The sequence below is a fragment of the Mycoplasma sp. 613B genome, from assembly GCF_054343485.1.
Window position 1 is genome coordinate 19,984 of record NZ_JBTGVH010000010.1, and the last position, 15,411, is coordinate 35,394.

The following is a 15,411-nucleotide window of genomic DNA, read 5'->3' on the forward strand; positions in this document are numbered from 1 at the left end:
TTGTGTATAATCTCTATTATTTTACTACTAAAATAAAAATAAAAAAATTTTTTTATCATTTTTCAAAAATTCAAATAATATCAAATGTTATATCTTATTTGAGAATAAATAAAAATGCCCTATAATTGGGCATTTGACTAATATTTTTCTCTTATTTTTTCACCATATATAGAATTATAAATATTTTTATTTGTTTTCTAAAATTATAGATGTTTTTGCTGGTACTATATTTTCTTTTTTATCTTTTAAAGATATGTGTCTTGAAGATAAAACTAATTTATATTTATTATAATCAAAATGTTCTGGGTGGTCATTAAAATTATGAATAACTATTGCTTTGTTTGTTTTTTCTTTTACTGAAAAAACAACAAAATTTTCTCTTATTTCTTTATATTTTAATTTTCTATTTATTTCCTTTGCGGTATGTAGTCTAAAATATTTTGTTTTATTTCTAAATTTTAAAAGTTTTTTAAGAAAATCATAAACTTTTTCTTTAATTTTTCTATTTTGAAGATGATTTCATTTTAAACCATTAACGTAGTCTGTTGTTTTGTATGAATTATCAACAACAAAATCATTTTTATCATTTGATAAATTATTATCATTATTTAAAATTTTTAAATATCTATTATCGTGTTGTCCTGATTTATCTAGAGGTTTTGTTTGTAATAATTCTGTTCCTGCTAAAATCAATTGTCTACCTTGTGAAGTTAATTGCATCATTAAAGCTTGATTATATAAATTAATATTTTCGCTAAATGACAAGTTAGAAGTGGTTATTATTTTATCTCAAAGGGTAAAACCATCATGGCAAGCGGCATATTGTAATGTAATATTTGGCTCATTAGCAAAAACTGAATAAGCATCTTTTTCGATAAACTCTGAATTTGGATAATCAAATTTCTGTATATTTCCCGTAATTGAAACAAGAAAATCACTAAACTTACTGTAATTACTGGTTATAAGTCCTTTTTCATTATCTTCTATACTATCAGCACCTTTAATTGCGTTTCTAATAGTGTCATTAAAATAAGCAAACTTAATACTATTGGTATTTACTCCTTTAGTAAAAGAGTTTTTAAATTTTAAATCACTAAAAGGTCATGCTTCTCCGTGTAAAACAATATTTTTATTGATCTTTTTAAGTTCATCTTGCATTTTGCAAAGAGTTGTTTTATCAATAAAAGTTGATAAATCGAATCTAAAGCCATCTACTCCAAAGTATTTAGCAAAATATACTAAAGAATCAATCATCATTTTTCTTACCATTTTTGCTTCACTATTTAGAGCTGGTAAATCAACAGGAAAAACTTCAGAATTATTTCTAAAATAATAATTTGGAGTTATTGTTTCTAATAAATCATTAATCATCATATGGTTAAAAACAACGTCCATTATTATTGCTATACCATTTTTATGTGCTTCATTTACAAAGTGTTTAAATTCTCTTAATCTTGCATAAGGATCCTTAGGATCGGATGAGTATCATCCAGCAATTGAAAAGTAATTTAAAGGATCATAACCTCAGTTATAATTGGTTGTTCATCCTGTTCCTTCATTTTTATTTAAAATGTTTAAGTTTTTATCACTTAATGTATAAATAGATTGAATAGGTAGAAGTTGTAAATGAGTTATTCCTAAATCTTTTAAGTATTCAAAAATATTATTTTCCAAAGCAGCATTAAATGTTCCTAAACGATTCTTAAAGTTATTTTGATCTAAAAGTGAAGTAAAATCTCTAATATGTAATTCATAAATTAAAGGATCAACACCATTATTTAAATTAGTTTTTAAAGGGATAGTTTCTATTTCTTCAACTAATGTTTTTTCTCAATCAACAATTACAGCTAAAGGGATTTTTTGAGTTGTTCCTTCTCAATCAAAAGGTGCAAAAACTTTAGCATATGGATCAAAAATATATTCAAAAGGTTGATCTTTAGTTCTTTTTATTTTAAATAAATAATAATATCCTTCATAAATTTCAGAAATTTTTCCTGTTCATAAATCATTATTTCTTTTGCAACCGATTGTAGTAATCTTTTGCATTCTTTCATTTTTATTAAATATTTCAACATAAACTTCAGCCACATCTGGTATTCAAATTCTAAAAAAGAAGAAGTTATCTTTTTTAAAAATTCCTTGCGAACTTATTTTTTTAGAAACTCTTTCATCAATTCTTTGTACATTTTTATTTACAATTTCATAATTTCCTTTATATTCCATCATTTTTCCTCTTTTTTGATTTTAATATAATTATATTTTATAACATTTTTAAAATTTTTTAAAATATAATGTATTATATTTGTTATATTAAATATAATATCAGCAAAATAAAATACCAAATTAATGGTATTTTAATTTTTATTGTTCTTCACCATCTTGAATCATTTCTTTTGCTTTTGCAAGTTCAACACTAAAGAATGATGTAACACCACGTTTTTGCATAGTTGCTCCAAATAAGTGGTCTACTTTAGTCATTGTTCCGTGACGGTGAGTAATAACTATAAATTGTGTTTTTTCTTTTAATGACTGTAAAAATTCTGCATAACGAATAACATTAGCTTCGTCAAGTGCTGCTTCTACTTCGTCCAAAATACATAATGGAATAGGTTTAGCTTTAATTATTGCAAATAATAAGGAAATTGCAATAATTGCTTTTTCTCCACCTGAAAACAGTTTTAAATTTTTAACTGATTTACCTGGTGGTTGAGCTATGATATCAATTCCTGTTTCTAAAATATTTTGTGGATCTGTATATTGGATTTGTGCATCTCCACCACCAAACATTGTTTGAAATACAAATCTAAACTCATTATTAACAATGTTAACAGTTTCTTGAATTTTATTAACAATGATTTTATCCATTTCACTAATAGCTTCAAGAATTGTGTTTTTAGCATCATTTAATTCTTCTTCATTATCTTTTAAGTTTGTGAATCTTTCTTCAACTTCTTCACACTCTTCTATAGAATCCAAATTAACATTTCCTAATTGTTTTATTTCTTCTTTTAAAGCATTAACAAGAGTTCTGGCATTTTCAATTTCCATTTCAAGTTTGAAATTATTTTGTGCAGTTTCTAAAGTTAATTGATAATGTTCTGTTAATCTTCTTTGACTTTCAGTTAAAACCATTTCAACTTTATTTTTATCATTTTCATGCTGAGCATTTACTTTACTTAATTCATAAAGTTCTTTTTCAACTTCATTTTTTTGATTAATATAAGGTAAAAGTTCATTTGCAAGAGAAGCAATTCTTGTTTTTTTAATTCTAAGATTTGCTGCCATTTCGTTTTTTTGGTTTGTTAATTCAACAAGATTATTACTAATTTCATCTGTTTTTGAAATTTCAAGTGCTTCAGAACTTACTGATTCATATTTTGCTCTTAAAAAATCGTATTTATCTGTTAAATCTACTCTTTTTTGTTTTGTGTTAGCAAGTTCATTTTTTCATTCATTAATTGTAGAAATTAATTCTTCTTTTTTATTTTTTAATTCTACTTCTTTTTGTTCGAACTCTTCTTTTTTCTTTAATAATAAAGGAATTATTTTCTTTAATTCATTAATGTTATCATCAAGTTGCATTAAACTATTATCTGTTTCTTCTTTTGCTCCACCTGAAATAACTCCACCAACTCTAATAATGTCTCCATCTAGCGATACAACCATATATTTAAGTTGTAAAAGTTTGGATAATTTATTGGCATCTTCAATGGTTTTTGCTACAACTATATTACCAAGTAAAAAGTCTCTTAGTTTGAAAAATTCTTTATCTGTGTCAACAAGTTCTGAAGCAATTGCAACAAATCCAGGTTGTGTTTGTAAAGCAACTTTGTGTTCTTGTTTCATTTCTTTAGGTTGTATAGATGCTAAAGGAATGAAAGTAGCCTTACCACCATTATTTTCTTTTAAAAAGTTAACTGCTTTAACTGCTGTTTCAGGAACATCAACAACAATGTGTTGCAATGCACTTTTAAGAATTGCTTCAATTGCTGGTGCAAATTCTTTTTCAGCTTTTATTAAGTCAAAAACTGTTCCTTTGAATCCTTTACCAAATAAAGTTTTGTTTTCAACAATAGTTTTTGTACCTTTAAATAAATTGGTTTTATTGTTTTTGTGCTCTTCTAAAATTCTTAATTTAGTTTTAGCACTTTCGTGTTTATTGTATGAAGAATTTTTTTCAGAAGCCACTCTATAAAGTTCTTTTTCGATATTTGTTAATTCATTTGAACTTTGAGAAATAGTTTCTTCTGTTTTTTGTTCTGAACTACGGAAATGCCCGATTCTTGCGTGGATTTCTGCAATTTCTTCTTTTAAACTAGCGATTTGTTCTTCTGGAGTTGCTTTAATATCTCCATTAATAATATCTTGTCTTCTTTGTGTTATTTTTGATTGTCTTAGTTCTAATTGATGGATTTCATTTTCAACTTTAGTTAAATCATTTTGTAATTGATCTGCTTCTGTTTCTAATTTTAATTTTTGATTAGTATTTTCATTGATTGTAGTTGAATATAAAGATAATTTTGATTCTAAATCATCTCTTTTTTCGATTATATTAGTTAATTCTTGTTTTAAAAATCCCATTTTATCTGTAAAAAACTTAAGATCTTCAACAAGAAGACCAACTTCTACAGATTTTAATTCAGCTGATTTTTCAATAAAAATTTTTGCTTTTTCAGCTTGTTTTTTTAATGGAATTAATCTTTTTTCAAGTTCAGCAATAATTGTTCTAACTTTATCCAAAGCTTCTTCAGTTGTTTCTAATTTTCTTAAAGCTTCAACTTTTCTAGCTTTATATTTTGAAGTTCCTGCTGCTTCTTCAATAATTCCTCTTCTATGTTCTGGTGAAGCTTCAGCAATATCACTAATTGTTCCTTGAGAAATAATCGCTAGTGATGATTTGGAAATCCCAGATTCCATAGCAATTTCTTTAATATCTTTAAATCTTGCTAATTCTCCATTGATATAATACTCATTTCCGCCTTTTCCTCTATGTAAAACCCTAGAAATGGTGAAAATATCGTGTGGAACAGAAACTGCTTTATCACTATTATCAAAGGTTAAAATAACTTCTGCTTTGTCTAATTCTTTTACTGTTTTAGAACCAGCAAAAATTACATCCTCCATACTATCTCCCCTAAGTGCTTTAGATGATTGTTCTCCTAACACTCATCTAATAGCATCATTGATGTTAGATTTACCTGAACCATTTGGACCAACAATTCCAACAACTCCACCATCAAAATTTAAAACCACTTTATCAGCAAATGATTTAAAACCTTGTGCTTCAACTTTTATTAATTTCATAATTACCTCTTTTTAAAAGTACTCAATGCATCTTTAGCTGCTGCTATTTCTGCATTTTTCTTATTTTTTCCTTTTCCTTTTCCAAAAATTTTACCATCATAATGTAATTCAGCATAAAATTCTTCGCCTATTTTTTGAACCCTGTATTCTCCAGGATGTTTTGTTATCGATTGTAAAATTTCTTGAAATTCAGATTTAGGATCTTTCTTTATTTCTAAAATCGATTTGTTTATAGTTTTGTATAAAGTTTTTTCAAGAAAATTTTCTAAAACTTTATCTCCTTGATCTAAATAGATAGCCGCTACTAAGGCTTCAAATAAATCAGCATTTGTTTTTTTATTATTAAGAATTTCCATAGCTCCTTTAGAAATTCTTAATAATTCATTTAATTTTAATTCAAAAGACAACAATGAAAGCGAATTTGTATCAACAATTTGGGATCTTTTAATTGTTGCTTCACCTTCATTAAAATTCTTATACTTTTGATAAATGTAATATGTACTTTTAAAATTTATTAGTGAATCACCAAGAAATTCTAAAAGTTCATAATTCTTTTCATTTTTATGTTCATTTGTAAATGATTTATGCGTAAAAGCCTGTATAAAAAGTTTTAAATCATTTGGTATTATATTAATGCTTTTTAAAAATTCTTCAACTTTTTTCACTTTAAGCAATAGCCTCTTTAGTTTTTTCTAAAACATCACTTTCAATTGCTATTTTTATTTGATTAAGAGCTCCTAAAAATGCTTTTGCGTCTGATGAACCATGTGATTTAATTACTATTCCGTTTAAACCAATTACTCAAGCTGCTCCAACATTTCTATAATCAAATCTTTCTTTTACTTCTTTAAATGCTCTTTTCAAAAATAAAGCAAAAATCTTTCTAAAAAGTTTTTTGGTTAATTTTTCTTTTAGTAATTTAGAAAAATTTAAAACCGTACCTTCCATCGTTTTTAGTGTTATGTTACCTGCATAACCATCAGCTAAAGCGATGTCAATATCTCCTTTTAAAAGATCTCTTGTTTCTATAAAACCTTTATAATTAAGACTTTGATTTGATTTTAATAAAAAGTTAGCATCTTTGTGATAATCATAACCTTTATAGTCTTCAGTTCCTATATTAATCAAACCAATTTTCGGTGATTTAACTTTAAATAAATTTTCATAAAAGATGCTTGAAATAATTCCTCATTGAACAAAGTATTCTGGTTTTACTATCAAATTAGCACCTGAATCTAAAAGTAAGAAGAACTTATTTTCAATTAATGTTGGAATCATTGGCATAAATGCTGCTCTTGCAACATTTGTAAGTCTTTTGATTTTTAAAGTTGCCATACCTAAATAAGTACCAGAATCTCCAGCAGATAAAACTGCTTTTGCTTGATTTTGTGCCACTAAATCTAAAGCAACAGACATACTTGTAGTTTGTTTAGAAACTTCACGCATATTATTCTCATTTGCTTTAGCAACATTAATTTCGTTAATGATTTCCACTTGATTGTTTTTTATATATTTATTTTTAAGAAGTTTTAAAATTTCCTTTTCATCTCCTATTAAAAAGATTTTATAATCACTATTTTCATCTAAAAACTTACTAACAGCAACTATTTTTTCTTTTAAAGGTGTATCTGTTCCAAGTAAATCAAAAGCAATTGTTTTCATTATTCAACTCCTATTAAGTAATGATAAATTTTTTGTTGTCCATTTTTTATTTCTACTTCTACATCGTATCTAGATTCAATGTAATTTAAAACTTCATTAGCATCGCTTTTTGTAGAATCTGTTCCGTAGTAAATGGTAACAATTTCAGTGCTACTTTTAATTAAAGATTCAATAACTTTTTTAGCAGCATCGTTGTAACTAGAAGCTGTTGCAATAATTTTTCCATTTGCTATTGCTAAATAATCACCTTCTTTAATTTTAATTCCATTCATAGTGGTTTCTCTACTTGCAATCGTTACTTCTCCTGTGCTTACGCTTTTAATTGCATCTTCCATTAGTTCTTTATTATCATCTCAATCTGATTCTTCATTAAAGTTTAAAGAAGCACTTATTCCTTGTATTTGTGTTTTGGTTGGAATTATAATAACTTTTTTGTCTTGAATGGTTTGAACAGCTTGTTGAGCACTTAAAATAATATTAGAATTGTTTGGTAAAATAAAAACTGTTTCAGCATTTATAGAATTAATAGCTTGAATGATGTCATTTGTTGAAGGATTATTTGTTTGTCCTCCTTCAATGATAAAGTGAACACCGTTTTCTTTCATTACATTTATAATTCCCTGACCTGTATTACATGAAACTAAACCGGATTTGTATTTTTTTTCTGTATTTTTAGTATCATTTGCAATATTTTTAGATTCATTTGCTTGAATAGTCATATTTTCGGATTTGATTTTAATAAATTCACCATATTTTTGAGCAGCATTTAAAAGCATTCCTGGTTTTAAAACATGACCGTGAATTTTTACTCAATCTTCATCTTGAACTACAACTAATGAAGTAGCCATTTTGGAAATTTCATTAACGATTTTATCTTTAGAAAATGTTTTAGGGTTTTTTAATTCAATAATGAATTCAGTACAGTATCCAAATTCACCTTCATAAATTTCTGTATCACTAACAAAATCAGAAATATTGACTTGTTCATCACTTAATTCAACTGGTTCATTGATTGTTAATTTGTACATCCCTTCTAAAATTAAACGAAGTCCTTCACCACCTGAATCATTAACACCAACTTCTTTTAAAACCGGTAATAAGTTTCTTGTGTTGTTACAACTAATTTTAGATTGTTCAACTGCAATTTTAAAAATTTCACTAATGTTAGTTGAAGGAGTAATTGTTTGTTCTAATTTTTCAGTAACTTCTCTTATTACTGTTAAAATGGTTCCTTCAACCGGTTTTAAAACTGAAGAGTATGCTTTAGAAGTAGCACTACGAAATCCTTCAATTAACTCAAAACTATTAATTTCTTTCTTATTAGCAAATGAATCGGCAAAACCTCTAAATATTTGAGAAACAATAACCCCAGAATTTCCTCTAGCTCCAAGTAACATATTTCTTGATATTTTTTGTGAAATTTCATCAATTCTAGTACTTTTTGTTTCTAAAATATTCTTAACTCCTGCAGAAATTGTAGTAGCCATATTGCTACCTGTATCACCATCTGGAACAGGGAAAACATTTAATGCATTTATTTTTTCTTTAGAATTAGCTAAATTGTTAGCACCTGAAATTAACATTTTTGCATATAATTCACCATTTAAAATTTTCATATTACTTAATCCCCTTTATATGAATATTTAAAGTTTCTAATTTTAGTTCGTTTTTTTGTAAGTGGTATTCAATAACTGATTTTATTTCTTCAACTGCAGTTTTAACACTAACAGAAAATAACAAAATTATGGCTAAATTAATTTTTAAGCCATTATTTCCTTTAATAATAAAAATTGATTTTTCTCACTCTTCTCTTTTGAGAGCTTTAGCTAAAACATTTGCTTCAGTATTAATATTACAAAAACCATAAATTCCTGGTATTAAAGAAATTTTTTCTAAAAGTTGGTTTCTTAATTCTTCAACCATTTTCACCTCTTTAAAATAGATAACTATAAATATTTTAAATTATATAACATTTTATTCTTTTTAAACAGTAAAAAAAAGAAAAAAACGTTTATTTTTGAGTAAAATAAATTTTAAATTTTGAAAAAATCTAATAATAATTTTTCAAAATATTGACTTTCTATTTCTGAAAAATTAAAATAATTTATTTTTCCTTCCATTTTTTCTAATAAAAAATCGGCATTTTTACTTCAAAATGGTCCGTCAGTTATTAAAATAAAAGCTACTTTATTATTTTTTAATTCCTTATTTCTATTTATATAACTATCTATTATTTCTATAGGTTTTGAACCGCTATTAAAAAAGAAATTCACTTCAATATTAATAATTTTATCATTTTTCAGAAGAAGAAAATCTCCTATTTTATGCATATCATTTATATTCTGAACATTCTTAAAATTTTGCTGTTGAAATAGGATTATGTTGTTTTTATCACAAATTAATTTCAAAGAATCAAAGCACCTTTTTTCAAATCAACTGCCACTTCTATTTTTTCTTCCATTAGAATCTAAGCCTACTAAAATACCTAAAACATAATCAATTACACTATTTTGTAAAAAATCCAAAAATAACTTTTTTAATCCTGTTTTATGGAAAAATAATAGAAATTTTTCTATTTCATAGTCTCATAATTTATTGTCAAAATTGAAATTAAAACATTCAGTTTTAATATCTTCATCAATTATTTCTAAATTGATTTTTGTCTTTGTAAAAAGTTCTCTTTCTTTTTTACTTAAAGCAATAAGCAATGGGAAAACTTTAATAACTTCTGGATTTTGTTTTAAAATCATTTTGAATGTTTGATCAAAATTCTTGTTTTTTATTAAAATATCTAATTTATCTAAAAAAGGTAAATAAATTTTGTAGTCTTTTATATTTTCTCAATTAACAAAGAAAGAATAATTTCTATTTGTTTTGAGTAAATTCTTTTTAAATTGTTCTATTCTATTCATAAATTAATAATTTGTTATTATTATTTCTTCTCCTGTTCTTTTATTTTTATCTCTATTAATTAACCTTTTTACTTTGATTATTTCTTTATTAAAATCCTTATATAATTCATTTATTAAATCCGTATTATGGTTAGTTAACATTATATAGCAACCTTTTTTGTCCAAAACTTTTACAACTTGAGATAATCTAATGTGTTCTTCTTTATCAAATCCTGCTTCTGTATAAGAATCAAAAGATTTATTTTCTAAAGAATCATATGGACTATCTATGAAAATAAAATCTCCTTTTTTTGCTTTTTCTAAAACTGTTGCAAAATCAAAATTCATAATTTCTGTTTTTTTATTCAAAAAATTAGAAATATTGACTATATTTTCTTTAGAAAAAGAAGAAAAATTTTCTTTTCCATTAAAGGGAACATTGAATTCTCCTTTAGAATTAACTCTATATAAACCATTAAAACATCTTTTATTTAAATAAATAAAAAATGTTGCTAATTCTACATCAAATTCTTTATTTTTAATTTTTTCATTATATTTTTCTCTAATTAAATAGTAATCACCTTTTGTTATAAAGGTTTTATCTAATTTTTCAAGATTAGATATAACTAAATCTGGATTTTCTTTTATTTGAATATAAGCATTTATTAAAGAACTATTGATGTCATTAATAAAATATTTCTTTGCTTCAATAGAAAAAAGAACAGCACCACCACCAACAAAAGGTTCAAAATATCTATTTATTGTTTTTGGTAATTTTTCTTGTATTTTTTCTATAATCTGCCTTTTTCCGCCTGCTCATTTAACAAAAGGAATAGTCTTAGTTTTTGTTTTATCCATTGTATTATTTTTATTTTCCATCTTTTTCTCTTTCTCTTATTATTGTAAGCATTTTAGAAGCAATTTTTTGAATTACAGTTACTGTCATTGCATTTCCTGCTTGTGAAAGGAGTTTATTATTATTTAAGTTCATTTTTTTAGCTTTTTCAACTATTTCTTTTGGAAAAACTTGCAAAAGCAAAGCTTCATAACCATTAAGTTTTTTAATTTGCTTATTTTGTATGTATAATAAACCGTGTCTCCCTTTTCTTAAAGTAGGAAATATTTCATTGTATTTTCTTAAATCTGATTGTCTTGTATCAATTACAGTATTTTCTCATTTTAATATATCATTAATTGAATATAAATTTTGATTATAAGGATTACCTAAATATTTTAAAAAAGTTTTATTATTTGTTTCAAGTATATTAGTATTATTTTTATCAATAAAATTATTAAAATTATATATTTTCTCTTTTTCTTGTGGAAATTCAAAATTTAAAATGTTTAAATTGTTTTTAAAACCTACAATATATATTCTTTCTCTAGAATGTGGTATACCAAAATCTTTAGTATTTAAAACTTTGTAAAAAATGTTGTAACCAGCATTTTGTAACTCATTTTTTATAATTTCAAAAGTTTTTCCTTTATCATGATTTATTAAACCTTTAACATTTTCCAAAATAAAATATTTTGTTTGTTTTTCTTTTAAAATTCTAATAATATGATAAATTATTTGACCTCTTTCATCTTCTAAACCTTCTCTTTTACCTACTATAGAAAAAGTTTGACAAGGAAAACCTGCAATCACAAAATCAAAATCTAGCAAATCTCTTGCTTTAATTTTAGTTAAGTCTCCAAAATTTTTATCATCATTAAATAGTAATTTATATGTTTCAGCTGTATTTTCTTCTATTTCTGAATGTCCTATGCATTGTAATCCATTTAATTCTAATCCCAGTCTGCCTCCACCTATTCCAGAACATAAATCCAAAAATTTCATAGATGTTTCTCCTTTATAATTTTATTATTGTTGTTTTGTATTTTTAATTCTATTGATTTTTTTAACACTAATTTCTATTATTATTTTACTTTATTTTAAAGTTTATTTATTAAAAACAAATAAAAAAATAGATGCATTTTTCAATGCATCTATTAAGAATAATTATTATAATGAAGATAATAATTTTAATACTCTTACATATTGGTTTACATATGATGATTCATTATCGTATCATGTGTAAATTTTGTAAAGATTTTTTCCATCAACTGTTAATACTTTTGTTAAAGTTGCATCGAAAATTGATCCTTCTGTTGCTCCAATAATGTCTGAAGAAACGATTGGTTCATCTGTATAACCAAATGATTCACTTGAATGTGATTTCATAACTGAGTTAATTTCTTCTGCTGTTGCATCTTTTTTAAGTTCAACTACTAAATCAACAAATGATCCTGTAATTGTTGGAACTCTTAAAGCAATACCGTCTAATTTTCCTTTTAATGAAGGAACTACTAATCCAATAGCTTTTGCTGCTCCTGTTGAAGAAGGAACGATGTTAATAGCTGCAGCTCTTGCTCTTCTTAAGTCTGAGTGAGGTGCATCTTGTAATCTTTGATCTGCTGTATAAGCGTGAATTGTTGACATGTATCCACGTTCAATTCCAAAGTGTTTATCTAAAAAGTGAACAACTGGTGCTAAAGCGTTTGTTGTACATGAAGCTGCTGAAACAACTTTGTCATCTTTTGTTAAAATGTCGTGGTTAACATTGTAAACTATAGTTTTTAAATCTCCTGAAGCTGGTGCAGAAATTAATACTTTTTTAGCTCCTGCTGTTAAGTGTTTTTCAGATCCTTCTTTTGAAGTAAAGAATCCAGTTGATTCAACAACAACATCAATACCTAAATCTTTTCAAGGTAATAATTCTGGGTTTCTTTCAGCTAAAATTTTAATTTCTTTTCCATCAACTACTAAGTTTCCGTTTTTAACTTCTACTGTTCCTTCAAATCTTCCGTGAGCTGAATCGTATTTTAGTAAGTGTGCTAATGTTTTAGCATCTGTTAAGTCGTTAATAGCAACAACTTCTAAATCATTTTTATGTAATTTGTGAATTGCTCTGAAAACTAATCTACCAATTCTACCAAATCCATTTATAGCAATTTTTTTCATTTTATACCTTTCTTTAAAAATAAATGTATTTTTACTTTTGTTTTTAAAATTATTTATTTCCTTTAAATTATATTACAAATTAAAAAAAGATTATTTATTTTTATTTAATAGTAAAATCCAAGATTTAAAGTTATTATGAATTGAATAATTTTTCTTCAAGTTTTGAGTCTCTGTATTTTTCTAATCACCTACTAGTGTTTGTATTATTTAAATCATTTAAATCTATGCTAATACGATATTCTTGTTTGTTATTATTATTGTTTTGTTGATAACTCCATGTGCACTATGTCCTAAAATTTTAATTTCTTCTTCCATTTCTTCTTTGGTTAATAAAAATAGAAAATTATTTTTATAAAACAAATCATCTATAAAAACACATAAATAATAATCTAATTCATGGTGTAATCTGATTTGGACAATATTTAAAATATTGCCATTTGCAGAAGGAGTGGAACATTTTATTTCATAATAAAGGTTGTCTTTATCTTTTGAATCACCTTTTTCTAACTTCGGTGATATCTTTTCAAATTCAAACTTTTTTTCTATAAAAGTTTGTTGTAAGGTGGATTTACTTTGTGGACTCAAAACAGAGATAATAAAAAAATATTTAATAGAACTTGTGATATCTTCTAATTTTTGCTCATCAATACTTTCTTTATTTACATATTTGTTAAAATTATTTATTCTTATTTTATAACTTTCAATAACTTTGAAAATGTCTTTAATTTCTTTACTCACGTGTTTTTTTCCTTTCATTTCAAGCGATTATTATTTCATCTTGATTTATTCAATAATTACCACCATTTATTGATGATTTAGGTTTAAAAACTAATTTTCTAAATTCGTTTTTAATTAGTTCAATATCATAATTTTCTTTTACTTTTATATAATGTTCAGATTTTGAATTTGTCACTTCTTGTAATGATTTAATTTTTGCAGAATTTCCATTTATAGTAAAATCAGCTTCTTGGCTTCCTCTTGGTAAAAAAGTAAATTCTTTTGGAATAATTGTAGGTTTTTTCTTTCTTAAATCTTTTTGTTTATTTTCTGTCATTTTTGTTCAAACAAAAAACGTACAAGGAACGTGATATACTTCTTTTTGTTCTTGATTATAAACAAAAAAAGAATTTTTCGGTAATTCTCATTCTGTAACTAATTTCCACTCTTTTGGAAATAAACTAGTTGATTGATTAGTTATTTTACTAAAGGTATTAGGTAAAATAAATGCAATTGTTGAAGCATTTAAATCTATTGAATGTTTGATAAATTTTTTAGCTAAAGATGATCTATAACCAAAAGGCGGATTCCCTATAATTAAAATTTTTTCAGTATTTGGTTTATTGATTTTGACACAAAAAAAATCTTGTTTAATGATATTGCTGTTTTTAGGCTCAATATCATAAGCAATAACATTATTTAACAAATCACTAAAACTACCTTCTCCAGCTGAAGGTTCAATTATAATACTATATTGCTCTAAATTATCAATTTTAGAGATACATTTTTTAGCAATTGCCTTTTTTGTATAAAATTGATCAAGTTTTATTTGCATATTCTTATTTTACTATATTTCAGATATGATTAAGAAAATAAAAAAAACCATTTTTTAAATTTCTTAAATTTTAAGATAACTTAAAAAATGGGGCGGATGACGGGGATCGAACCCGCGTATGTCGGAGCCACAACCCGATGCGTTAGCCACTTCGCCACATCCGCCATAATTATTAATATTATACAATAATATCGTTTTTTGCCAAACAATTTTATAAATTATTAATCTTCATTAAAAGAAAATAAAAGTTTCTTTAGTTTTAAAAATAAAAAAGAAATTAATATATAATAATATTATGGATTTTACTAAAATATTTATTTTTCAAAAAACACTTGATTCTAAATTTGAAGAATCAATAAAACAAAGAAATGTTTCAATGGATGTTTTGGAGTGACATAAGCAAGTGACTTTGGCAATAATTGTCGAAATTGCTGAATTTGCAAATGAATTGCAATCATTCAAATATTGAAAACAAAATAGAAATATTAATAATGAAAAATTATTAGAAGAATGAGCTGACATAATTCATTTTTTAAGTTCATGTGCTAATAATTTAAATTTAAATCCTATAATTAAAAAAACAGCAGTTTCAGCTGATATTAACATCCAATTGCAAAATGTTTTTAAAGCTGCAGTTGATTTTCAAACAGAGTTTAACTCAACAAATTTATCAACTCTTTTTAGCTTAATTCTTGGTTTTTTAGATATTTTAAATATTAAAGAAGAAATGCTAATTAATGCTTACTTTAAAAAAGCAGAAATTAATTTAAAAAGAATTAAAGAAAAATATTAAATTATGGTATAATACATATTAGTGGTTCCGTAGCTCAGCAGGATAGAGCACAAGCCTTCTAAGCTTGTTGTCAGAGGTTCGAATCCTCTCGGGATCGCCATTTTTTTATTCTTTTTTTTATAAATTAAAATAAGGACTCCTATCCTTATTGCTTAATTGTAAGATCAAGTGCACCACTTTAAAGTAAAATTTAAAGTATGGGACA

At 25.0% G+C, this 15,411-nt stretch carries 13 protein-coding genes and 2 tRNA genes; 2 read left to right on the top strand and 13 right to left on the bottom strand.

Annotated elements, in window-relative coordinates; translation table 4 throughout:
- Positions 1-186: 186 nt before the first annotated feature.
- The 13 genes from ACXX87_RS02285 to ACXX87_RS02345 all read right to left on the bottom strand — a co-directional run bounded on the left by ACXX87_RS02285 (position 187) and on the right by ACXX87_RS02345 (position 14,577).
- Complete coding sequence (locus ACXX87_RS02285) at positions 187-2,226, bottom strand: alpha-amylase family glycosyl hydrolase (protein WP_458573202.1); 2,040 nt, start codon at positions 2,224-2,226, stop codon at positions 187-189.
- 135 nt (positions 2,227-2,361) lie between these two features.
- Positions 2,362-5,304, bottom strand: a complete 2,943-nt coding sequence (locus ACXX87_RS02290; protein ID WP_458559233.1) for an AAA family ATPase — start codon at positions 5,302-5,304, stop codon at positions 2,362-2,364.
- A gap of 2 nt (positions 5,305-5,306) precedes the next feature.
- A complete protein-coding gene (gene rnc, locus ACXX87_RS02295) occupies positions 5,307-5,969 on the bottom strand; it encodes a ribonuclease III (RefSeq protein WP_436358961.1) in 663 nt (220 codons plus the stop codon).
- Position 5,970: 1 nt separating this feature from the next.
- The gene (plsX, locus tag ACXX87_RS02300; protein ID WP_436358960.1) at positions 5,971-6,966 is read right to left on the bottom strand and encodes a phosphate acyltransferase PlsX; all 996 of its coding nucleotides are present in this window, start codon (positions 6,964-6,966) and stop codon (positions 5,971-5,973) included.
- Positions 6,966-8,582, bottom strand: a complete 1,617-nt coding sequence (locus ACXX87_RS02305) for a DAK2 domain-containing protein (RefSeq protein ID WP_436358959.1) — start codon at positions 8,580-8,582, stop codon at positions 6,966-6,968. The genes plsX and ACXX87_RS02305 overlap by 1 nt, the downstream gene beginning before the upstream one ends.
- A gap of 1 nt (position 8,583) precedes the next feature.
- Positions 8,584-8,889 carry an Asp23/Gls24 family envelope stress response protein gene (locus ACXX87_RS02310; protein WP_436358958.1) on the bottom strand — a complete coding sequence of 102 codons (306 nt, stop codon included), beginning with the start codon at positions 8,887-8,889 and terminating at the stop codon, positions 8,584-8,586.
- A gap of 110 nt (positions 8,890-8,999) precedes the next feature.
- A complete protein-coding gene (locus ACXX87_RS02315) occupies positions 9,000-9,878 on the bottom strand; it encodes a DpnII family type II restriction endonuclease (protein ID WP_458573203.1) in 879 nt (292 codons plus the stop codon).
- 3 nt (positions 9,879-9,881) lie between these two features.
- On the bottom strand, positions 9,882-10,736 hold the full coding sequence (locus tag ACXX87_RS02320; RefSeq protein WP_436358956.1) for a DNA adenine methylase: 855 nt from the start codon (positions 10,734-10,736) through the stop codon (positions 9,882-9,884).
- Positions 10,726-11,697: a DNA (cytosine-5-)-methyltransferase gene (dcm, locus tag ACXX87_RS02325; RefSeq protein ID WP_458573204.1), complete on the bottom strand. Its 972-nt coding sequence runs from the start codon at positions 11,695-11,697 to the stop codon at positions 10,726-10,728. Before dcm ends, ACXX87_RS02320 begins: the two co-directional genes overlap by 11 nt.
- A gap of 165 nt (positions 11,698-11,862) precedes the next feature.
- The gene (gene gap, locus ACXX87_RS02330; protein ID WP_436358954.1) at positions 11,863-12,861 is read right to left on the bottom strand and encodes a type I glyceraldehyde-3-phosphate dehydrogenase; all 999 of its coding nucleotides are present in this window, start codon (positions 12,859-12,861) and stop codon (positions 11,863-11,865) included.
- Positions 12,862-13,083: 222 nt separating this feature from the next.
- Positions 13,084-13,617 (bottom strand): hypothetical protein, encoded by a 534-nt coding sequence (locus tag ACXX87_RS02335; RefSeq protein ID WP_458573205.1) that lies wholly within the window; start codon positions 13,615-13,617, stop codon positions 13,084-13,086.
- Positions 13,592-14,413 carry a class I SAM-dependent methyltransferase gene (locus tag ACXX87_RS02340; RefSeq protein WP_436358952.1) on the bottom strand — a complete coding sequence of 274 codons (822 nt, stop codon included), beginning with the start codon at positions 14,411-14,413 and terminating at the stop codon, positions 13,592-13,594. Before ACXX87_RS02340 ends, ACXX87_RS02335 begins: the two co-directional genes overlap by 26 nt.
- Positions 14,414-14,501: 88 nt before the next feature.
- Positions 14,502-14,577 (bottom strand) — tRNA-His (locus ACXX87_RS02345).
- Between the two features lie 131 nt (positions 14,578-14,708).
- Between ACXX87_RS02345 and ACXX87_RS02350 the strand changes: the two genes are divergently transcribed.
- On the top strand, positions 14,709-15,206 hold the full coding sequence (locus ACXX87_RS02350) for a dUTP diphosphatase (protein ID WP_436358951.1): 498 nt from the start codon (positions 14,709-14,711) through the stop codon (positions 15,204-15,206).
- Positions 15,207-15,229: 23 nt separating this feature from the next.
- Positions 15,230-15,306: transfer RNA gene (locus tag ACXX87_RS02355), tRNA-Arg, on the top strand.
- Positions 15,307-15,411: the final 105 nt, after the last annotated feature.